The sequence below is a fragment of the Parahaliea maris genome (assembly GCF_008064665.1).
Classification (GTDB): Bacteria; Pseudomonadota; Gammaproteobacteria; order Pseudomonadales; family Halieaceae; genus Parahaliea; species Parahaliea maris.
This window is the reverse complement of the sequence record NZ_VRZA01000002.1, coordinates 385,680-405,517: the sequence shown is the minus strand read 5'-3', so window position 1 is coordinate 405,517 and position 19,838 is coordinate 385,680. Positions and strand designations below refer to the sequence as shown.

Sequence of the window (19,838 nt, the reverse complement as noted above, 5' to 3'; positions counted from 1 at the left end):
GCCGCCCGTTCCACCCAGCCAAGGCGTTCGCATCGGGGGGTGCCTGTAGCGACCGTCAGCGGCATGGATGCCGCTGTCGAGCCCCCATGGATGGGTTCACGGCGAGTCGCGGAAGGCACCCCCCGGTGCGAACGCCGAATCGCGGAGTGCTACAGCTTCGGTAAGACCCAATGAGCCTAACGCTCAATGCGCTTAACATGAGCAGTAGACCGTTTAGGCCGCCGCCGGCACAAACCGCCCCGCCAGAATCTCCTCCGCATACATCTCCGCCGTCCGCAGCCCCGCCGCCGTCATGATGTCCAGATTCCCCGCATACTTCGGCAGGAAATCCCCGAGGCCTTCCACCTCCATATAAATCGACACCCGCTTGCCATCGAACACCGGCCCGTTCTTCAGCGTGTAGCCCGGCACATACTTCTGGACTTCCAAGATCATCTCGTCGATCGACTTGCGAATCGCCTCCTGGTCCGGTTCATCCACCGTCAGGCAGTGAATCGTGTCGCGCATGATCAGCGGCGGCTCCGCCGGGTTGATGATGATGATTGCCTTGCCCTTGTCGGCACCGCCCACCAGTTCGATCCCGCGGGAGGTGGTGCGGGTAAACTCGTCGATGTTCTTGCGGGTACCGGGGCCGGCGGACTTGCTGCTCACCGTGGCCACGATCTCGGCGTAGGACACGGGCTGCACCCGGGACACCGCGGCCACCAGCGGAATGGTGGCCTGGCCACCGCAGGTGACCATGTTCACGTTCATCTTTTGCTCCGCCACCGCATTCGCCAGGTTCACCGGCGGCACACAGAAGGGGCCGATGGCGGCGGGGGTCAGGTCGATCATGACCGCACCCTGCTCATTGACCTTGCGGCTGTTCTCCGCGTGGACATAAGCGGAGGTGGCGTCGAAGCAGATCTGTACGCCGTCGGCCTGCATGGTGGGCAGCATGCCGTCGACACCCTCGGCCGTGGTTTTCAGGCCCATTTCCTGGGCCCGGGCCAGGCCGGGGGAGTCGGGGACGACGCCGACCATCCACACGGGCTCGATGACGTCGGAGCGCATGGCTTTCATCAGCAGGTCGGTGCCGATGTTGCCGGGGCCGATGATGGCGGCCTTGATTTTGTTGCTCATGGTGCTTGGTTTCCTCTGTGCGGGCGCGTTGTGCCCGGCGCTAGCTTGTATGGAACCGTTTTCCCGGTCCGGTTTGTTCAGACAAAGCGACAGGCACAGCCGCCGATGCCCTCTATCTCAAGGCGCATTTCGTCGCCGGCCACCACGGGAATCAGCGGTGCCAGCGAACCGGACAGAATGACTTCGCCGGCCCGAAACGGTATGCCGAACTCGCCGAGGGTATTGGCCAGCCAGGCCACCGCTGTGAGGGGGTTACCCTGCACCGCACTGCCCAGACCCTCGCTGTGGAATTCACCGTTCTTCCAGATGGTCATTTTCAGATTGGGCAGATCGAATTCCCGGGGGTCCACTTCATTCTGGCCCAGGACATAGACACCGCAGGAGGCATTGTCGGCCACGGTGTCCTGGATTTTGATTTTCCAGTCGTCAATGCGCGAATCGACGATCTCGAAACAGGGCATGATGGATTCGGTCGCGTCCAGCACATCTGCCTCGGTAACCCCCGGGCCCTGCAGGTCTTTTTTCAGGCGGAAGGCAATTTCCCCTTCCGCACGGGGCTGGATCAGATTGCCGGCAACGGGAATGTCCGCGCCGTCGGGGTAGACCATAGCGTCGGTGAGAAAGCCGAAGTCCGGCTGGAACACACCGAGCATTTCCTGCACAGGTGCGCTGGTCACACCGATCTTCTTGCCCACTACGGTTTCACCGTCCCGCTCCACCCGCTGGTTCAGCATATGCAGGCTGATGTGGTAGGCGTCGTCGATGGTGATGTCGGACTCGCGATCTGTCAGCGGCGCCAGGGTGCCCCCCTCACGCAGGGCTCGATACAGTTCATCGCCCAGTTCGGCTATGCGTTGCTTATCCATGTTGCAGAAAGTCCAGGCAGGCGCGGTTGAACATGCCCTCGTGCTCGACCATGACCCAGTGGCCACACTCAGTCACCAGGATGAGCCGCAAGTGTTTGATGTTTTTTGCCATGGCCATGATTCCGTTCTCTGGCATCATCTGCTCATCCATACCCCAGAACCCGAGTACCGGACACTCGAGCTCGCCCAGCCGGGAAGTCAGCACCGGCACCTGCATGGTCGCCATGCAGTGGCCATTCATGATCTGCATGATCTGCATGCGCTCTTCGACCAGTTCGTCGGTGGCATAAGCCGGATCGTACATCAGTCCGGTAGCGAATAAATCCTTCATCACCTCGTGGGTGACTGGTTCGCCGGAACCGAAAACCTTGAATACCTTCTGCATCCCCGGCATTTGCTGGTATTGGGGCAATTCGCTGAGCCCACCGGGCGCCATGAGAATCAGTTTTTCCACCAGCGACGGATAATCCAGCGCCAGGCCCAGGGCGATGGCGCCTCCCAGTGAGTTGCCCACGATGGTGCAACGCTCTACACCAGCCACGTCCAGGGTTTGCTTGATGCACTCAACAAAAAAGGACAGGGGGTGGTCGACATCGTCCGGTTTGTCGGAAAAGCCGTAGCCGATGTGATCGGGAACGATGCAGCGATACCCCGCCTCCACCAGGGAGGGAAAGTTACCCTTGAAATTGCTATAGCCGCTCGCACCCGGACCGGAGCCATGGAGGAACACCACCACCTCTCCCTCACCTTCATCCAGGTAGTGCATGCGGTAGCCATTGGCGCAGTCTGCGTAATTGCCCTCTGGCAGGCGTCCAATCATTCCCATTGCATTCTCCTTATTCTCGGGACATCAGATAGCGTAGTCGGCGTTATCAGAGCCGAACAGGACGCCACCAAAGTTGATAGCGAAGGGATTGACGTGGTTTGCCACGTGAGCCTGGCTGGCCAGGATATCGAGGTGACTGGCAAGCAGGTCGCTACCGTTGCGTATGCCGCTGCTCCCGGCCGCCTTGAGCATTTTGCCGGACAGCTCTACGCAGCGGTCGGCGACCACCGCGGAATCGTAGCGGTAGCGCACCCGGTCCTCGACCGGGATGGGCTTGCCGGCCCGGGTGCAGTCCATCATGGCGTCGAAGTTACGCACCATGGTGAGCTTCATCTCCTCGATGGAGGCTTTGACTTCCGCCGCAAGCTGGCGGGCAAAGGGATCGTCGCTCATCTTCATGGGACCCACGCGACGGGTTTTGGCGACCTCGATATATTGCGCCAGCGAGCCTTCGAGTGCACCGAGTGTTGCGGTACACACGGCCCGCACAAACACCTGCATGAAAGGCAGGCGATACAGCGGCGCGTCATTGACGGCATTGCCCGGGTTTTCACACAGGAAGCCGTCCATGGAACGGTGGGTACGATGCTCGGGCACGAATGCGCCGTCCACCCGTACATCGTGGCTGCCGGTACCCTGCAGACCGACGACATCCCAGTTGTCGACAATTTCGTAGTCGCTGCGGGGAACAAGGAAAGTGCGGTAGTTGGACATATCGAAGGGGGCTTCGGGGGTCGGCACCACGGCGCCAAGGAAGGCCCACTCGCAGTGTTCCGAGCCGGAGGAAAAACTCCACTGCCCGCTGAGGCGGAAGCCGCCATCCACAACCTCTACTTTGCCCACCGGGGCGTAGGAGGAGGAAATCAATACAGAGGGATCTTCACCCCAGACGTCCCGGGCAGCCTGGTCATCGAACACCGCCAGCTGCCAGTTGTGGACCGCCACCACGCCCAGCACCCAGGCGCTGGACATACAGTGGCGTGCAATCTCCAGGCCCACACAGTAGAACACCTGGGGATCCATGGCGTAGCCACCCCACTGTTCCGGCTGCAGGATCTTGAAAAAACCCGCCTCGTGGAAATCGGCGATGGTATCGGGGTGAACCTTGCGTTCCGCCTTACACTGGGCAGCGCGCTCCCGCAGGGCGGGCCCCATGGCTCTGGCGGCGGCTATCAATTCCTGGGCGCGGGGAGATTCGAGTCCGTAGGCGTTCATCGCTATACCGTTCATGGCTATACCTTGCGTTGGTCAACTTCTTCCGGTCGATTGTTAAGGGTATGGACCGGGTCCTGTTCTGTATTTTCGCTGCTGATTAAAGCGTTCTGCGGGGCCTTGCACATCCTCTATTTGGGTTATCGGTGCTTTTTACAGGACCGCCGCAGGCGCTTTACACAACCGCCGCGGGCGCTACTCCACAACGGCATCCCCGAATTCCGTGGGCGGACCGAAGAAAGCCCGGTGCGACGGGGGCTGCCGGCCTTCGAGGTCGCTCACGCCGTACTCCTGCCCCAGTTCGGCACCGATGTGCACCCGGCCGGACTTCTCCATTCGCGCCGGATCGCGCGCCAGGGCGGCGATGACTCGACCGGTAAACTGCGGGTGCTCGGCGGTAGCCGCCAGATCGGCGTACTTGTCCGGCTCGGCTTCGAACACCCGACGGGTGCGCTCGGTCAGCAGCAAGCCCATCCAGATGGAGACCACGCAAACGTTGTAGGGCCTGAAGTCCACCGCCATATCGTGGGCCATCTTGTCGACGGCGGCCTTGCCGGCGCCATAGGCGGGCCCGTGCATGTAGATGCGCCCGCCAAAGGAACTGGTATTAACCACCAGGCCAGCATCGCTGCGCAACAACAGGGGCGCGGCGTAATAGCTGGCCACATAGTGTGAACGCATACCGACATCCCAGATGTCGGTCAATGACAGGGGTTTCTCCCAGAATGGCCCGGCCTGGACCAGGGCATCGTGAACATAGGTCGCGTTGTTGACCAGGATATCCAGTCTTCCCTGCTCCTCGGCCACTCGCTGGAACAGCGCCTCTACCTGGGCGTCGTCACTGTGATCGCAGGCGACGGCAATCCCCACTCCTCCGGCCCGGTTCACCGCTTCGGCGGTAGCAGCCACGGTGCCGGGGAGATCAGCCGATCCCTCCTCGACGGTCCGCCCTGTCACGTAAACTGTGGCGCCAGTGGCCCCCAGTGCTTCGGCGATTCCCTTACCGGCGCCGCGACTGGCCCCGGTCACCACCACCACTTGATTCGCCTCAGGCATACTGTCTCCCGTCCTGTGCTGCAGCCACCCGCGCTTTACCGCGGAGAAGCTCTGTTCTAGTATCCGGGGCCATCCTACTGCCCAGCCCCGGGGCGGCCAACCCGGGCCGGTCGCCGGGGGCACAATAAGTTGAGCCACGCGAGGAAATACCTTGCCATTCCGTCACTTACGCACCTTTTTGCTCGCGCTCCTGCTGCCAGCCGGTAGCGCCCTGCTCGCGGCAGAGGACGATAATGACCCGCGACAAACCTTTCAGGCGGGCGTATCCCCCGACTGGCTGCGCGCGGTCGGCAGGCTGACCGTTCCGGGGATACGTTACGAAGAAGGGAGACGGCGGCACCATACCGAACGCTGCAGTGCCACGCTGGTGCGAGGAGCAAGCGACCGGGCAGCCGATACCATCGTGACCGCCTGGCATTGCGTGGAATACTACGAAGACCTGAGCCAGCGCATCCTGTTCCAGGTCGTTGACGCAGACGATCAGCCAGTGGAAATCGAGGCGAGACAGGTCGCCGATGGCGGCGATATTGACGCCGACTGGGCGATACTGAAATTGCAGCGCCCGGTGCCCAGGGGAGAGGCTCCGGCCCTGGAAGTGGGCGCTGTGGCGGATAAAGAACCGCTGCTCATGGCCGGCTACAGCCGTGATACGGGGCTCGGCAAGGGCGGCACACGGCTCACGTACGACCCGCAATGCCGGGTAACCGGCGGCGAGCCGGGCTCGGGCTATACCGACAGTGACTGCAAAGCCTACAAGGGAGCGTCAGGAGGAGCGGTCATCCAGCTTTCCCGGGATGGCACCCCTAGCCTGGCCGGCGTGATATCCCAGGGTGATGGTGACGGCCTCAGCCGTTACATCCCCGTCGGCATATTCAGAAGTGCCCTGCTACCGCACCTCTAGCGCCCCGCACAGGGAATGGACCTACCCCTGAACCCGTGGGTCAATAACCCTCGGCCTGCTCGGGGTGGGGTTCCTGCCGGGCGGGAGGGGCCGCGCCGACATGGGCTTCACCGCGGGCAGCAGCCAGCTCTATCTGTTTCTGGCGCTCGGCAAAACGCGCTTTCTGGTCATCGCTCAGGTTGTCGTAACAGCCCGGGCAACAGACGCCCTTTTCGTACTTCGGCGAAAGCTTGTCCTGCTCCGTGATGGGGTGCCGGCAACCGTAACACTGGTCGTATTGCCCCTTCTCCAACTGGTGATTCACAGCCACGCGATTATCGAAAACGAAGCACTCCCCTTCCCAGGTGCTCTCACCCTCGGGCACCTCTTCGAGGTACTTGAGAATGCCGCCCTGCAGGTGGTACACCTCCTCGAAACCCTCGTTGAGCATGAAGGCGGAGGCCTTCTCACAGCGAATCCCGCCGGTGCAGAACATGGCCACCTTGCGCTGTTTTGTCGGGTCCAGTTCGCGCCGGACATAATCGGGGAATTCGCGGAAGGTGGTCGTATGCGGGTCAACCGCGCCACGAAAAGTGCCAATCCCGTATTCGTAGTCGTTGCGGGTGTCGATCAGCAGGACCTCGGGGTCGTTGACGATGGCGTTCCAGTCCCCGGGCGCCACGTAGGTCCCCACCCGGGCATTGGGATCGATGCCCGGGACACCCATGGTGACAATCTCCTTCTTGAGCTTGACCTTCATCCGGTAGAACGGCATGTGATCGTCGAAGGATTCCTTGTGTTCAATATCTGCCAGCCGCGGATCGGCGCGCAGAAAGGCCAGTACCGCATCAATGCCCTCGCGGCTTCCCGCGATCGTACCGTTGATCCCCTCCCCGGCCAGCAGCAGCGTGCCTTTGACGCCGGCTGCAATGCAGGTATCCAGCAGGGGCTCACGCAGCTCGTGAAAGTCTGGCAGGCCTACAAACTTGTACAGGGCGGCAACAACAACGTTCACGATTTGCGCTCCTCAGCCTTGCTGCCACCGAGGCATTCCGGCGAAGGGCGCACCTGCTCCTCGCGCTCACTCCACTCACCCGGCGTGTAAAGCTGCAGCGCCAGGGCGTGCACTGGCCCCGCCAGTTGCTCTGCCAGCAGCGCGTAGATGCGCTGGTGGCGGGCGACTTTGCGCTGGCCGGCAAAGGCCTCGCTCACGGCCACTACCCGGAAATGGGTTTCCGAGTTGGGCGGCACGCTGTGCATATGGCTCTCGTTCGCCACGTCGAGAAAGGTGGGGGCAAGGGCCTCGTTGAGGGTGCTCTCTATCTGCGCCTGTACCTGCAAGGGACTCTCCGGGGATACAGCAAAAAATGGGGCCTAATTATACCGCAGAGGGGGGCTTTCTATACACCCGCCGCGGGCGCTCTCCATACACCCGCCGCTGGAAGTCAGGCGAGTTTACGTTGCCCGGCGCGGTACTGGCCGGGGGTTTGACCGGTCCATTTCTTGAAGGAGCGGTGAAAAGCACTCGGGTCGGTAAAGCCCAGCTGCAGGGCGACCTCGTTGATGGAGAGCTCCGGCCGCCCCAGGTGCAGGCGGGCCGCGTCACAGCGGGCGTCGTCCTTTATCTGCTGGAAGGTCGTGCCCTCCCGCTTCAGTCGGCGGCGCAGCGTGGGGGCAGACATGTTCAGGGCCGAGCTGATGGTTTCGAAGCTGGGGAACCCTTCACTGAAGTCGTGTCCGATCATGGCCTTCACCTGGGCCGCCAGGTTATCGCTGCCGGGATCGACATCCATGATCAGCAACTGGTAGGGCGCGGTGCGCAGGAATTCCTGCAGGGAGTGCTCGGTGTGCACCACCGGCCACGACAGGCAGGCGCTGTCAAAATAGAGCAGGTCCGAACTCTGGTTGAAATACAGGGGGGCACAGAACAGCGCTTCGTACTTGTCCATCCGCTGCGGTGCAGCGCCCTTGAAATCCACCCGCTTGAGTTCGATCGGGCGGCCGCAGAGCCAACCAAAAAAGCGGTGCCAGACCGACAGCCCATAGGCCTCCATGGCCCCGACCTGACCTGCCTGGGGAGGCTGGAAACGGCGATAACCCACCCGGGCCACCGGCTCCGAGAAGTTGGCGTACAGCTGGCTGCGTTCATCGAAGAAAGTGCGGTAGAACTCCGCCGCCCGCTGGATCGCCTGACCGAGGGTATCGCAGGCGATGATGCAATAGCACATCATGCGGAAAGCGCCGGGGGTCGCCAGGCCGTTATCGGCCACGCCGAACGTTTCATCCTGCAGCCGTCGCAATACCTGCTGGTAAACCCGGGAGTACTGCATGGCGCTCACTTCGGCGCGGTACCCGGGCGCGTCCTCTTCCAGCGGGTTGAAGTCGAGACCGGCATCTGCCAGTACCGCGGAAAAATCGTGGCCGTGATCGTAAACCAGCCGCAACAGGCTGCGCACAAAACGTGTGGGAACCCGGTCACTCATCGTGGACAGCAGTCCTTGTTCAAGGGGGGCCCATACTAGCAGACCTCAGGCCGCGTTGTGAGCAGCGGCTGGCGCGTTATACTGCGACGACAGTTCCAGCGCGGGGGAGCAGGAATGGAACCACTCTATAACGTATATTTTGCCGGAGAAGTACTACCCGGACAGGACAGTGCGACCGTGCGCCAGCGTGTGCAGGCCCTGTTCAAGGCCGATGAGCAGACCCTGGCAAAACTGTTCAGCGGCAAGGCGCAGCTGATCAAGCGCGAATGCGACAAAGCCACCGCAGTGAAATTCAAGCAGGCGCTGGAACGGGCGGGCGCCAAACCGGTGATCAAACGCCTGCCAGCAACAGACCCGGCGGCAGGCCCGGAATCGCCACCGACCGCGGCGCAATCCGCTCCGGCTGACGCCCCGCCAATGACCATGGCCGAACGACTGGCTGCACTGACCGGCGACCAGGCTCCTGCCGAACCTCCCTCCGGACCTCTCTCCGAACCCCGGGCCCAGCCACAGCCGGCTGCCGGCGCGGAAACCGAAGCCAGTACGGCCCAGGCGGAAGCCGGGGAAGGTCCATTCGAACTCAGCCCCCCTGGCAGCGACGTGCTGCGCCCACAGGAGCGCGCCCAGCCGGTGCACAGGGACGTGGACACCTCCGCCCTGTCGCTGGCAGCGGCTGGCGAACGCCTTTCCGAGGAACCTCCACCGCCACCGGCAGCACCGGACACCGGCCACCTGAGCGTGGCCGCCACCGGTGAAACCATTCCCAACCTGCCGCGCGATACCGACGTGCCCGCCCCGGACACCAGCGCCATCGACCTGGCCCCAGAGGGCAGTGACTTCAGTGATTGTGCGGCGCCTCCCGCGGAGCCCCCCGAGCTCAACCTCGATGACATGGAGGTCGCACCGGCGGGCAGCGAACTACTGGAAAGCCAATATCGGAAGGAGGATCCCGTCAACGCACCGGATACCAGCCACCTGTCTGTGGACAAACCCTGAGGTATCCCGGGCGTTCAGGGCAGCTCCACGATCACCTTCAGGCCGGGGCGATTGCTCGCCAGCTGTACGGTGCCCCGGTGGTAATGGGCGATCGCCATCACCAGGCTGAGCCCCAGGCCATGCCCGGGTTCCTTGCCGCGACTGGCCTCCAGGCGGTAAAAGCGGCGGAAGACATTTTTGCGATCGGTGACCGGAATGCCCGGCCCGTTGTCCGCCACCACAATACGGTGTCCCGCTGCAACCTCACCGGCGCCGACCCTGACAGCGATGACACCACCGGCAGGTGTGTATTTGATCGCGTTGTCCACCAGGTTGGCAAACAGCTGGAACAGCAGGTCGTTATCACCGCGCACACTGTGCTCGCCTGCCACATCCAGGTTCAATTCAACGCCCTTGTCGATCGCCAGCGGCTCGTACAACTCCACGACATCCGCCAGCAACCCACCCAGGTCGACCCGGGTTTCCGGCGCGCTGCGGCTGCCGCTCTCCAGGGTGGATATGCGTAACAGCGCATTGAAGGTCGCCAGCAGGTCATCACAGTCCTCGATCACGCGGTCCACCGCTTCCTGACGCTCCGGCTCCAGCCCGTCGCGCAACTGGTTCAGGTGGTTGCGGATACGGGTCAGCGGCGTGCGCAGATCGTGGGCGATATTGTCCGACACCAGCTTGATGCCCTGCATCAACTGGCTCATCTGGTCCAGCATGCGATTGGTGACCAGGGACATCTCCCGCAGGTAGCCCTCCTCTCCTTTCATCGGCATCCGTTCGGCCGGATTCTCGCGCACGATGCGCGACAGGCGCTGGCTGAAGTCCTCCAGCCGCTGCATGGCAAACGAGGCGGCAAAAAAACCACCAATGATTCCCAGAATGAGGGTGGCAATCATCGCCCACAACAGGGTGCCGAATACGACGGCGCCACTCTCGGACACCGCGGCAAAGTTGTAGGCCACCAGGGCGTTGAGGCCGGTATCCAGCCGGCGGGAGCGGGCGATGAAATCCACATCGGAGGTCTCGCCACGGTGCAGGAGCGATTCCTGAAAGGCCAGCCAGCCCTCGGTGAACTCCCGATAGCGCGGGGTGGACGGCAGGTCACCACCCAGTTTGTCACCCTCGGGGCTGGTCAGCAGATAGGAGAAGCTGGCGCCCGCCGGGGCGCTGATCTGGTCGCCGACGTATTGCCTGAGGCCATTGATACCCTGGCCGCGATACACCAGTTGCAGGGTATCGAGCTCGTCATTGATGCTGTCGGTGAGGCCGGTGAAGTAGCCGTAGCTCAGGTAGGTGTACAGCAGGCTCAGTACGGCAAATACCGAGACCACCAGGGCAATGACATACCGCAGAATGAAGCGGAAGGTCAGGGAATTGATGACCTGCAGCACGCGCATGGGCGCTATCCCGCGTCAGTCTGCGCCAAGGCGATAGCCGGCGCCGCGAACGGTTGTCAGCAGGGGCGTATCGAAATCGCGATCGATCTTCTGCCGCAGTCGGGATACGTGCACGTCGATCACGTTGGTCTGTGGGTCAAAGTGATAACCCCACACATGCTCGAGCAACATGGCGCGAGTAACCACCTGCCCCGCGTGTCGCATCAGGTACTCCAGGAGCTTGTACTCCCGGGGTTGCAGGGTGATGCTGACCTGCTGGCGGCGGACTTCCTGGGTCAGCAGGTCCATCTCCAGATCGGCTACCTGCAGCCGGGTGGGGGCATCGCTGGAAGTGCTGGCGCGCCGGTGCAAAACCTCCAGCCGCGCCTGCAGTTCCGCCATGGAGAAGGGCTTGGTGAGGTAGTCGTCTGCACCGCAGTGCAGGCCCTCGACCCGGTCCTCGACATCGCCCAGGGCGCTCAGCACCAGCACCGGAGTGGTATCCCCTGACTCGCGGAGCACCTGTACGATCGACAGTCCATCGCGTCCGGGCAGCATGCGATCCACCACCAGCACGTCAAAGTTGCCTTCCAGGGCCGCCGCCAGACCCTGCTCACCGTCATCCTGCAACAGGCAGTCGTAGCCGGCAGCACTGAGCTCCCCGGCAATAAAGCTACCGACTGACGGGTCGTCTTCGACAAGCAGGACTTTCATTCAATACTCCCTCCAATGGGCGCCGAATGTAGCACGGGGCCGGAATACGGCTCAATTTACAATTCGGTAATCCGACCGCTAGAATTCCGCCATGCCTGAATCTCGCCCCCCTGCCCTGCCCCGCCGCCTCATCGCCATGGTGTACGACACTTTCCTGGTGCTGCCGCTGATCATGCTCAACGTGGGAATCGCCATGGCGCTGCACGGCGCGATCGCCAGAGGCGATGCCGAGCCCCTGCATCCGCAACTGGTGCAACTCATTGCCCTGGTGACGGTGATCGGCTTTTTCAGCGCCTTCTGGCTCAAGAGCGGCCAGACCCTGGGCATGCAGGCCTGGCGCATCAAGTTGGTGGCGAGTGACGGTAGCGCCCCGGGCTGGAGCCAGTCCGTGCGCCGCTGCCTGGGCGCCCTCCTGTCCGCCGCCTGTCTCGGCATGGGTTACTGGTGGTGCCTGTTCGACCGTCGCGGCCGCTACTGGCACGACTACCTCTCCGGTACCGAACTGTTGCTGGTGGACAAGCCGCCCAGGAAAAAAAAAGGAAAAGCGGCTGAACCCGCCGCCTGACTACTGCGAACGGTTCAGCAGCAGCAAGCCGGCGCCAAAGCACACCAGTATCGGCAACAGGGCGGCATAGAGCGGAGAGAAGCCAAAGACCAGGCTGGCCGGCCCGAGCAGGTCCTGGCTGGTCTGGAACACGATGCCCACGAGGACTCCGGCGAAAATGCGGAAGCCAAGGGTGCCATCACGCAGGGGGCCAAAAATAAAGGAAATGGCCACCAACACCAGCCCGGCCACCGCGAGGGGCTGTAGCAGCTTTCTCCACATGGCCAATTCGAAATCTTCGGCGTCGAGCCCCTGTTGCGCCAGGTAGCGGCTGTAACGGTAGAGGTCCACCAGGGGCAACTGGTCGGGTTCTACCACCTCCATGGTCAGCAGTTCCGGGGTAATTGCGGTATCCCAGCGCAGGGTTTCATAGGTATTGTGAGTCGTCTGCCAGCTGGTGAAATCAGTCCGCACAACCTCGTGCATCACCCAGTGATCCCCGGCGAAGTTGGCGCGCCGGGCGCGCAGGGCAGATTTCAACTGCAAGCGCTGGTCAAACTGCAGCATCACCACGCCGAGCACTTCACCGTCAGGATCGAGGGCGTTGAAATGCAGGAAGGTGTCGGCTTCCCGGTTCCACAGCCCGTGTCGGCCGGCAACACCTTCGCCGGGGTTCTGGGCGATCGCGCGGCGACTCTGGGCCAGTTGCTCGGCCCGCGGGGCGACGTATTCCCCGAGCAGGAAGGCCACCAGGGCGATGGCCAGGGTGGGCTTCATCACGATCCACACCAGTCTCGCTATGGATACTCCCGCCCCTCGCATCACCACCAGCTCACTGCTGGAAGCCAGCTGCCCCAGGCCCACCAGGCAACCGATCATGGCGGCAAAGGGGGTGAACTCGTACAACCGCCCGGGAATGGTCAGCAGCACGTAGAGCAGGACCTCCAACATGGTGTAGCTGTCCGAGATATCCCCGGACTCGTCGATGAAGGAGGCCATGGCATCCAGCCCCACGATCACCACCAGCACCAGCGCGGTGGACGCCACCACCGTCAGGCCCAGGTAACGGTCAAGCCTGCGCACGCAACTGCCTCCGATAGCGCCAGCGCGACCACAGGTCGCCACCAAACAACATACCCAGCCCCAGCAGCAGAAAGCCCAGATGGACTGCCCAGAATCCGCCGAGCATACCCGTCTTGCCCTCCTCTACCGCGGAGCGGGCATTGGTCAGCAGCAGCAGATAGCCAATGTAGAGCAGAAAGGCGGGTGCCATTTTGATATAGCGGCCGCGGCGGTGATCAGTGCGGCTCATGCACAGGGCGATCAGGGCGACAATCGGTACCATGACAGGCAGGGATAAACGCCAGTGCAGGGCCGCGACATCCTGGGGCTCCTGCGACTGCAGCAGAGCGCGGGTCGAGCGCCCGTCCACCGGTGCGGCCGTGCGGATACCGCCTTCCGGCTCCGGGATCAGTTCGCCAAAACGGGCAAACTGGGTGACCCGGTAATCCAGCGAGCCCGGCATGCCCTCGTAGCGATAGCCGTCGCGTAACTCCAGGTAGCGGGCGCCACTTTCCGGGTCCATCCGCACCTCTCCCTCTCGGGCGACCGTCACCACCATGCGGGAATTTTCGCCGTTGCGCGCGTTGCCCTGGGAGAGAAACACCGAGTGCATAACCCCGGTGCCGGCGTCGATATCGCTGGCATAGCTGACCACGTCGCTGCTGCGGCGGCGCTGGAAACGGCCGGCGGCCAGCGACTGCAAGCCCTGGGAGGAACTCGGGTCCTGCAGCAGCTCTGCGGAACGGGCCGCGCCGAGCGGGGTAATGAGCAGGCTGAGCAAGGCCACCAGCACAGCCACCAGGAAGGCAGGCACCATGGTGTAGGCCGCCAGCCGCGCCGGGCTCACCCCACAGGCGCTCAGCACCACCATCTCGCTCTCGACATAGAGCCGCCCGTAAGACATCAGAATGCCGATGAACAGGCCCAGTGGTACAATCAACTCCAGGAAACCCGGCAGGCGGAAAAACATAACCGGCAACAGGATGTCGGCCGCCAGGTCACCCACTGCTGCCTCTGCCAGGTATTTCACAAAGCGACCGCTGAATATCACCACCAGCAGGACAAAGCTCACCGCCAGCATGTGCGTGAGGACGTCCCGGGTTAGATAGCGCAGGATTTTCATCGTCTGGAGGGCGTGAGGAGAATGCGGCTCGGTTCAGTTTGGGCGCCCGACATCATACACTACCGCGACACGATGCGAAGCAAGGAACCCCGATGACCTCGATTACTTTTACCGCTCGCCAGAGCGCCGATGCAACCAAGGGCAAAACCCAATGCGCCATCGTGCCGGTGTTTGGCAAAACCCTGTCCGCAGCGGCACAGGATTTCGACAAAGCCAGCGACGGCGCGGTTACCGCTGTCGTCAAACTCGGCGACTTCGAGGGCAAGGTAGGGCAAAGCAGCATGCTGACGGGGCTCGGCAATGCCCAGCGCGTGCTCTTGCTCGGCTTTGGCCCCATCGACAAGTTCGACCAGAGTACGGCCCGTGAGGTCACTGCCGCCCTCTACCGCCGCCTCAACAAAAGTGGCGCCAGTGACGCAGTGATTCACCTCGGCGATCTCGCCGATGCCAAAGTCGACGTCGAGGAAGTACTGGAGCAACTGCCCCGGCAGCTCATCGAGAGCGCCTACCGTTACACCAAAACGGTCAGCAAGCCCAAGAAAGCCCTGGCGCTGCGCAAGCTGGGCGTCAACCCCGGCAAGGCCCTGGCCACCGCCAGGGCCCAGGGGGCGCTGGACCGCGGCAGCCATATCGGCCACGGCGTCAACCTGGCGCGTAACCTGGCCAATCTGCCGGGCAATATCTGTACACCGACCTTCCTCGCTCAGCAGGCACGCAGCCTGTCGCGGGGACACAAGAAGCTGTCCACCAGTGTGCTCGAAGAGAAAAAAATGCAGGAGCTGGGCATGGGCTCCCTGCTGTCGGTCTCTGCCGGCAGCGACCAGCCGGCCAAGCTGATCGTGATGGAGTACAAGGGCGGCAAGGCGAAGGACAAGCCCTACGTCCTGGTGGGCAAGGGCATCACCTTTGACACCGGCGGCATCTCCCTCAAGCCGGGTGCCAAGATGGACGAAATGAAGTTCGACATGGGCGGCGCAGCCTCGGTATTCGGCACCATGCAGGCGGTGCGCGACCTGGAACTGCCCCTCAACGTGGTAGGCATCGTGGCGGCGGCGGAAAACATGCCGAGCGGCCGGGCCACCAAACCCGGCGACGTGGTGACTTCCATGTCGGGCAAGACCATCGAAGTCCTCAACACCGATGCGGAGGGCCGCCTGGTACTGTGCGACGCCCTGACCTACGCCGAGCGCTTCAAGCCCGCTGCGGTGGTGGACATCGCCACCCTGACCGGCGCCTGCGTCGTCGCCCTTGGCTCCCACGCCTCCGGCCTCTATGCCAACAAGGACGAACTGGCCGACCAGCTGCTGACCGCCGGCCAGCAGACCTGGGATCGCGCCTGGCGGATGCCCCTCTGGGACGACTACCACAAGCAGCTCGCCAGCAATTTCGCCGATCTCGCCAACATCGGCGGACCCGGTGGCGGCAGCATCACCGCGGCCTGTTTCCTGTCCAAGTTTGCCGAGAACTACGACTGGGCCCACCTGGACATCGCCGGCTCGGCCTGGGACAGCACACCCAAGGGCGCCACCGGACGTCCGGTACCGCTACTGACCCGCTACCTGCAGGAACGCGCTGCGTCCGCATGACCCGGGTCGGGTTTTATGTCGTGCAGGCCGCCGGCGAGGTGGAGCGCCTGTACGTGGCAGCGCGCCTCGCCGACAAGGCCTTCGCCCAGGGACACCGCATCTTCATCAACGCGGTGAACGAAGCCCAGGCACAGCAGCTCGACGAGCTGCTGTGGTCGTTCCGGCCCAGCAGCTTTCTGCCCCACGGCCTCTGCGGCAGCCCCGACAGCGACCTGATCGCCATCGGCTGGGGCCAGGAGCCGACCGATCACGACGACCTGCTGATCAACCTGCAGCTGGAAATCCCGGGGTTCTTCGGCCGCTTCCACCGGGTCGCCGAGGTGGTCACCCAGGAACCGGATGCCTTGCAGGCCCTGCGCCAGAGCTGGCGCTATTACAAGGAGCGCGGCTACCAGCTCGAAAAACACGACCTGCCGGCCGGGCGCTAACGGCGCCCATTCCCAGCCCACCAATGGCTGGCCCAGCCCGGGCCCAGCGCGTATAATTCCGCTCTTTTTCCGGCCCTGCCGGGCGACTCGGTGCCCCTGGGCCTGATCGCCGCAGCCGACACCCGTTTTACACATACCCTGACTTCGCCCGGATCGCATTTTTCATGGACAAGACCTTCCAACCCGCCGACATTGAAACCCGCTGGTACCAGGAGTGGGAAGCCAGGGGCTACTTCAAGCCCCAGGGCGGTGAATCCGCTTTTAGCATCATGATCCCGCCCCCCAATGTCACCGGCAGCCTGCACATGGGCCACGGCTTCCAGGAAGCGATCATGGACGCCCTGATCCGCTACCACCGGATGCGCGGCGACAACACCCTGTGGCAACCCGGCACCGATCACGCCGGCATCGCCACCCAGATGGTGGTGGAACGCCAGCTGGAAGCCCAGGGCACCAACCGTCACGAACTCGGCCGCGACAAGTTCATCGAAAAGGTCTGGGAGTGGAAGGAGCAGTCCGGTGGACAGATTACCCAGCAGCTGCGCCGCCTGGGCGCGTCGCCGGACTGGTCCCGTGAACGCTTCACCATGGACGAGGGCCTGAGCAAGGCGGTGCAGGAAGTGTTTATCCGACTGTACAAAGAAGGCCTGATCTACCGCGGCCAACGCCTGGTCAACTGGGACCCGGCCCTGCACACCGCCGTGTCCGACCTCGAGGTACTTTCCGAAGAAGAGCAGGGTTCCCTCTGGCACTTCCGCTATCCGCTGACCTCCGGCGAGGGCCACCTGACCGTGGCCACCACCCGCCCGGAAACCATGCTCGGTGATACTGCCGTGGCCGTACACCCGGAGGATGAGCGCTACGCAGCACTGGTCGGCCAGACCATCACCCTGCCCCTGACCGGACGTGAAATCCCGATCATCGCCGACGATTACGTGGACCGCGAATTCGGCACCGGCTGCGTGAAGATCACCCCCGCCCACGACTTCAACGACTACGAGATGGGCAAGCGCCACAACCTGGCCATGATCAACATCCTGACCGACGACGCCGCCCTCAACGACAGCGTGCCTGATGCGTACCGGGGACTCGACCGCTTCGAGGCGCGCAAGCGCGTGGTGGCCGACCTGGAAGCCCTGGGCCTGGTGGACAAGATCGAGCCCCACACCCTCAAGGTACCCCGGGGGGATCGCTCCGGTGTGGTCATCGAGCCCTACCTCACCGACCAGTGGTACGTGGACGCCAAGACCCTGGCAAAACCCGCCATCGAGGCGGTGGAGAACGGTGACATCCAGTTCGTGCCGAAGCAGTGGGAGAACACCTACTACGCCTGGATGCGCGACATCCAGGACTGGTGTATCAGCCGCCAGCTGTGGTGGGGGCACCGCATTCCGGCGTGGTATGACGACGCCGGCAACATTTACGTGGGCGAGGACGAGGCCGCCGTACGCAGCGAAAACAGCCTCGGCGCAGACGTCAGCCTGCGCCAGGACGAAGATGTCCTCGACACCTGGTTCAGCTCCGCCCTGTGGACCTTCTCCACCCTTGGGTGGCCCGAAGAGACCCCGGAACTGGCCACCTTCCACCCCAGCTCGGTACTGGTAACCGGCTTCGACATTATCTTCTTCTGGGTCGCCCGGATGATCATGATGACCCTGCATTTCCGTCAGGAAGTCCCCTTCCACACCGTGTACGTCCACGGGCTGGTGCGGGATGCCGAAGGCCAGAAGATGTCCAAGTCAAAGGGCAACGTGCTGGACCCCATCGACCTGATCGACGGGATCGACCTGGAATCCCTGCTGAGCAAGCGCACCTCGGGCATGATGCAGCCGCAACTGGCCGCAAAAATCGACAAGGCGACGCGCAAGCAGTTCCCGGAGGGCATTGCCGCCTACGGTACCGACGCCCTGCGTTTCACCTATTATTCGCTGGCGTCGACCGGCCGCGATATTCGCTTTGATATCGGCCGCATCGAGGGCTTCCGCAATTTCTGCAACAAGATATGGAACGCCGCCCGCTACGTGATGATGAATTGCGAGGGGCAGGACTGCGACCAGGCCGGCAATAGCGAGGTGGAACTGAGCCTGGCGGACCGCTGGATCATTGGCCAGCTGCAGAAAACCGAGGCCGCGGTGGCGCAGGCGGTGGAGTCCTACCGATTCGACCATGCATCGCAGGCACTGTACGAATTCATCTGGAACGAATACTGCGACTGGTACCTGGAACTGTCCAAGCCGGTGTTGTGGGATGACGACGCTTCAGAGGCCGCCAAGCGCGGCACCCGGCGCACCCTGATTCGCGTGCTGGAGGCCTCCATGCGCCTGCTGCACCCCTTCATGCCCTTTATCAGCGAGGAAATCTGGCAAACCGTGGCCCCGCTGGCGGGCAAGAACGGCGCCACCATCATGCTGCAGCCCTATCCAATCAGTGAGGGTGAAAGCGTGGACAGCGCCGCAAACGCGGATATAGAATGGCTCAAAGGCGTCATCGTGGGCGTGAGAAATATAAGAGGCGAGATGAACATCCCGCCCGGCAAGGCTCTCACGGTGATGCTCAGGAACGGCGACGAGAGCGATAAATCCAGACTGGAACAAAATGCCGCCGCCCTGAGAAAACTGGCCAGGCTGGAATCCATCCGGTTCCTGGCTGAAGGCGAAGACGCACCGGTGGCCGCCACGGCACTGGTCGGTGATCTCGAAATCCTGGTGCCGATGGCAGATCTCATCGACCGGGAAGCGGAACTGCAGCGCCTCGCCAAGGAAATTGAAAAGCTGGAAAAAGAGCTGTCGCGCATCGAAGGCAAACTGAGTAATGCCGCCTTCGTCGACAAAGCCCCCGAGGCTGTTGTCGCCAAGGAACGCGAAAAACAGCAGGCCCAGCAACAGGCGCTGTCCAAGCTCCGGGAACAGGAGCAGCGTATAGCGCAGATGTGAGGCGCCGGTATAGCCGGCGCAGCATCGACCTCGGTAACAAGGGTTTCACAACCCCGTGGCATTGGGCGGCGGGGAATAATAAAAAGTGGTAATCCGAGGAAAGTGGTATGAGTGATCGTGTCAATGGCACAGTAAAGTGGTTCAACAACGCCAAGGGGTTTGGCTTCATTACCCGCGAGGAAGGCGATGACGATGTGTTCGTGCACTTCCGCTCCATTCAGGGTGATGGCTACCGTACACTCAATGAAGGCCAGTCAGTCGAGTTCAAACTCGTCGAAGGTCCCAAGGGACTTCAGGCCGAAGATGTGCTGAAACTGTAACCCCGGCCCGCCGCTATCGCGGAAGGCATGGCAGCGAAGCCCTTCCCGACTCCACGCGGCACCCAATCCATCGTTGCACAGTCCGCCATTCCTGTAACGGCAAGATTTGTTGTTGCCGGATTGCCGGTATTTTCCGCAGAACACCGCGGGAACCTGCGCGCGCCGGGCAATCGGCCTGCGCACCACCGCCGCGCCCCGGGGTGCAGCGGAGCAAAACCGCCGCAAGGCCTACACCCATATCAAGCCAACCAGAGGACAGACATGACTCTCACCATCCGTATTATTCTCAGCCTGCTGATCGCCGTCGCCGCCACCGTCGCCGC

19 protein-coding genes are annotated in these 19,838 nt (G+C 62.8%); 7 read left to right on the top strand and 12 right to left on the bottom strand.

Features of this window, described 5'->3' with window-relative positions; genetic code table 11:
- Positions 1 to 213: 213 nt before the first annotated feature.
- The 5 genes from FV139_RS06190 to FV139_RS06170 form a co-directional block, all read right to left on the bottom strand.
- On the bottom strand, positions 214 to 1,122 hold the full coding sequence (locus FV139_RS06190; RefSeq protein ID WP_148067385.1) for an acetaldehyde dehydrogenase (acetylating): 909 nt from the start codon (positions 1,120 to 1,122) through the stop codon (positions 214 to 216).
- A gap of 77 nt (positions 1,123 to 1,199) precedes the next feature.
- On the bottom strand, positions 1,200 to 1,988 hold the full coding sequence (locus tag FV139_RS06185) for a fumarylacetoacetate hydrolase family protein (protein WP_148067384.1): 789 nt from the start codon (positions 1,986 to 1,988) through the stop codon (positions 1,200 to 1,202).
- Positions 1,981 to 2,814, bottom strand: coding sequence for an alpha/beta fold hydrolase (locus FV139_RS06180; protein WP_148067383.1), 834 nt, complete (start codon positions 2,812 to 2,814; stop codon positions 1,981 to 1,983). Before FV139_RS06180 ends, FV139_RS06185 begins: the two co-directional genes overlap by 8 nt.
- A gap of 24 nt (positions 2,815 to 2,838) precedes the next feature.
- Entirely contained in the window at positions 2,839 to 4,044 is a 1,206-nt protein-coding gene (locus tag FV139_RS06175) for an acyl-CoA dehydrogenase family protein (RefSeq protein WP_235898565.1), read from the bottom strand.
- A 177-nt stretch (positions 4,045 to 4,221) separates the two neighbouring features.
- Positions 4,222 to 5,082, bottom strand: coding sequence for an SDR family NAD(P)-dependent oxidoreductase (locus FV139_RS06170; protein WP_148067382.1), 861 nt, complete (start codon positions 5,080 to 5,082; stop codon positions 4,222 to 4,224).
- 151 nt (positions 5,083 to 5,233) lie between these two features.
- On the opposite strand from FV139_RS06170, the gene FV139_RS06165 reads away from it, so the two are divergent.
- The gene (locus FV139_RS06165) at positions 5,234 to 5,983 is read left to right on the top strand and encodes a trypsin-like serine peptidase (protein ID WP_148067381.1); all 750 of its coding nucleotides are present in this window, start codon (positions 5,234 to 5,236) and stop codon (positions 5,981 to 5,983) included.
- 40 nt (positions 5,984 to 6,023) lie between these two features.
- On the opposite strand, the gene trhO is transcribed toward FV139_RS06165, so the two are convergent.
- From trhO to FV139_RS06150, 3 genes are all read right to left on the bottom strand, one after another.
- Positions 6,024 to 6,980, bottom strand: a complete 957-nt coding sequence (gene trhO / locus FV139_RS06160; RefSeq protein ID WP_148067380.1) for an oxygen-dependent tRNA uridine(34) hydroxylase TrhO — start codon at positions 6,978 to 6,980, stop codon at positions 6,024 to 6,026.
- Positions 6,974 to 7,303, bottom strand: coding sequence for a BolA family protein (locus FV139_RS06155; RefSeq protein ID WP_148067379.1), 330 nt, complete (start codon positions 7,301 to 7,303; stop codon positions 6,974 to 6,976). The genes trhO and FV139_RS06155 overlap by 7 nt, the downstream gene beginning before the upstream one ends.
- 104 nt (positions 7,304 to 7,407) lie before the next feature.
- Positions 7,408 to 8,445 carry an AraC family transcriptional regulator gene (locus FV139_RS06150; protein WP_235898564.1) on the bottom strand — a complete coding sequence of 346 codons (1,038 nt, stop codon included), beginning with the start codon at positions 8,443 to 8,445 and terminating at the stop codon, positions 7,408 to 7,410.
- Between the two features lie 114 nt (positions 8,446 to 8,559).
- On the opposite strand from FV139_RS06150, the gene FV139_RS06145 reads away from it, so the two are divergent.
- A complete protein-coding gene (locus FV139_RS06145; RefSeq protein WP_148067378.1) occupies positions 8,560 to 9,441 on the top strand; it encodes a hypothetical protein in 882 nt (293 codons plus the stop codon).
- 14 nt (positions 9,442 to 9,455) lie between these two features.
- On the opposite strand, the gene FV139_RS06140 is transcribed toward FV139_RS06145, so the two are convergent.
- Positions 9,456 to 10,826 carry a sensor histidine kinase gene (locus FV139_RS06140; protein WP_148067377.1) on the bottom strand — a complete coding sequence of 457 codons (1,371 nt, stop codon included), beginning with the start codon at positions 10,824 to 10,826 and terminating at the stop codon, positions 9,456 to 9,458.
- A gap of 15 nt (positions 10,827 to 10,841) precedes the next feature.
- Positions 10,842 to 11,519 carry a response regulator transcription factor gene (locus FV139_RS06135; protein ID WP_148067376.1) on the bottom strand — a complete coding sequence of 226 codons (678 nt, stop codon included), beginning with the start codon at positions 11,517 to 11,519 and terminating at the stop codon, positions 10,842 to 10,844.
- Positions 11,520 to 11,610: 91 nt separating this feature from the next.
- Between FV139_RS06135 and FV139_RS06130 the strand changes: the two genes are divergently transcribed.
- Positions 11,611 to 12,084, top strand: a complete 474-nt coding sequence (locus FV139_RS06130) for an RDD family protein (protein WP_148067375.1) — start codon at positions 11,611 to 11,613, stop codon at positions 12,082 to 12,084.
- On the opposite strand, the gene lptG is transcribed toward FV139_RS06130, so the two are convergent.
- Positions 12,085 to 13,146, bottom strand: a complete 1,062-nt coding sequence (gene lptG, locus FV139_RS06125) for an LPS export ABC transporter permease LptG (protein ID WP_148067374.1) — start codon at positions 13,144 to 13,146, stop codon at positions 12,085 to 12,087.
- Positions 13,133 to 14,248, bottom strand: a complete 1,116-nt coding sequence (gene lptF, locus FV139_RS06120) for an LPS export ABC transporter permease LptF (protein WP_148067373.1) — start codon at positions 14,246 to 14,248, stop codon at positions 13,133 to 13,135. The genes lptG and lptF overlap by 14 nt, the downstream gene beginning before the upstream one ends.
- 92 nt (positions 14,249 to 14,340) lie before the next feature.
- Here lptF and FV139_RS06115 point away from each other — a divergent pair, with 92 nt between their 5' ends.
- The 4 genes from FV139_RS06115 to FV139_RS06100 all read left to right on the top strand — a co-directional run bounded on the left by FV139_RS06115 (position 14,341) and on the right by FV139_RS06100 (position 19,515).
- The gene (locus FV139_RS06115; protein WP_148067372.1) at positions 14,341 to 15,834 is read left to right on the top strand and encodes a leucyl aminopeptidase; all 1,494 of its coding nucleotides are present in this window, start codon (positions 14,341 to 14,343) and stop codon (positions 15,832 to 15,834) included.
- Positions 15,831 to 16,262, top strand: a complete 432-nt coding sequence (locus FV139_RS06110; RefSeq protein WP_148067371.1) for a DNA polymerase III subunit chi — start codon at positions 15,831 to 15,833, stop codon at positions 16,260 to 16,262. Before FV139_RS06115 ends, FV139_RS06110 begins: the two co-directional genes overlap by 4 nt.
- Before the next feature lie 164 nt (positions 16,263 to 16,426).
- The gene (locus tag FV139_RS06105) at positions 16,427 to 19,195 is read left to right on the top strand and encodes a valine--tRNA ligase (RefSeq protein ID WP_148067370.1); all 2,769 of its coding nucleotides are present in this window, start codon (positions 16,427 to 16,429) and stop codon (positions 19,193 to 19,195) included.
- A 107-nt stretch (positions 19,196 to 19,302) separates the two neighbouring features.
- A complete protein-coding gene (locus tag FV139_RS06100) occupies positions 19,303 to 19,515 on the top strand; it encodes a cold-shock protein (RefSeq protein ID WP_148067369.1) in 213 nt (70 codons plus the stop codon).
- The last annotated feature ends 323 nt before the right edge of the window (positions 19,516 to 19,838 follow it).

Coding starts and splice junctions, on each gene's coding strand:
- FV139_RS06100 (WP_148067369.1), top strand. CDS start 19,303: ATGAGTGATCGTGTCAATGGCACAGTAAAGTGGTTCAACAACGCCAAG.
- FV139_RS06115 (WP_148067372.1), top strand. CDS start 14,341: ATGACCTCGATTACTTTTACCGCTCGCCAGAGCGCCGATGCAACCAAG.
- FV139_RS06190 (WP_148067385.1), bottom strand. CDS start 1,122: ATGAGCAACAAAATCAAGGCCGCCATCATCGGCCCCGGCAACATCGGC.
- FV139_RS06110 (WP_148067371.1), top strand. CDS start 15,831: ATGACCCGGGTCGGGTTTTATGTCGTGCAGGCCGCCGGCGAGGTGGAG.
- lptF (WP_148067373.1), bottom strand. CDS start 14,248: ATGAAAATCCTGCGCTATCTAACCCGGGACGTCCTCACGCACATGCTG.
- FV139_RS06145 (WP_148067378.1), top strand. CDS start 8,560: ATGGAACCACTCTATAACGTATATTTTGCCGGAGAAGTACTACCCGGA.
- FV139_RS06130 (WP_148067375.1), top strand. CDS start 11,611: ATGCCTGAATCTCGCCCCCCTGCCCTGCCCCGCCGCCTCATCGCCATG.
- FV139_RS06140 (WP_148067377.1), bottom strand. CDS start 10,826: ATGCGCGTGCTGCAGGTCATCAATTCCCTGACCTTCCGCTTCATTCTG.
- FV139_RS06135 (WP_148067376.1), bottom strand. CDS start 11,519: ATGAAAGTCCTGCTTGTCGAAGACGACCCGTCAGTCGGTAGCTTTATT.
- FV139_RS06175 (WP_235898565.1), bottom strand. CDS start 4,044: ATGAACGGTATAGCGATGAACGCCTACGGACTCGAATCTCCCCGCGCC.
- FV139_RS06105 (WP_148067370.1), top strand. CDS start 16,427: ATGGACAAGACCTTCCAACCCGCCGACATTGAAACCCGCTGGTACCAG.
- FV139_RS06180 (WP_148067383.1), bottom strand. CDS start 2,814: ATGGGAATGATTGGACGCCTGCCAGAGGGCAATTACGCAGACTGCGCC.
- FV139_RS06170 (WP_148067382.1), bottom strand. CDS start 5,082: ATGCCTGAGGCGAATCAAGTGGTGGTGGTGACCGGGGCCAGTCGCGGC.
- FV139_RS06185 (WP_148067384.1), bottom strand. CDS start 1,988: ATGGATAAGCAACGCATAGCCGAACTGGGCGATGAACTGTATCGAGCC.
- FV139_RS06150 (WP_235898564.1), bottom strand. CDS start 8,445: ATGAGTGACCGGGTTCCCACACGTTTTGTGCGCAGCCTGTTGCGGCTG.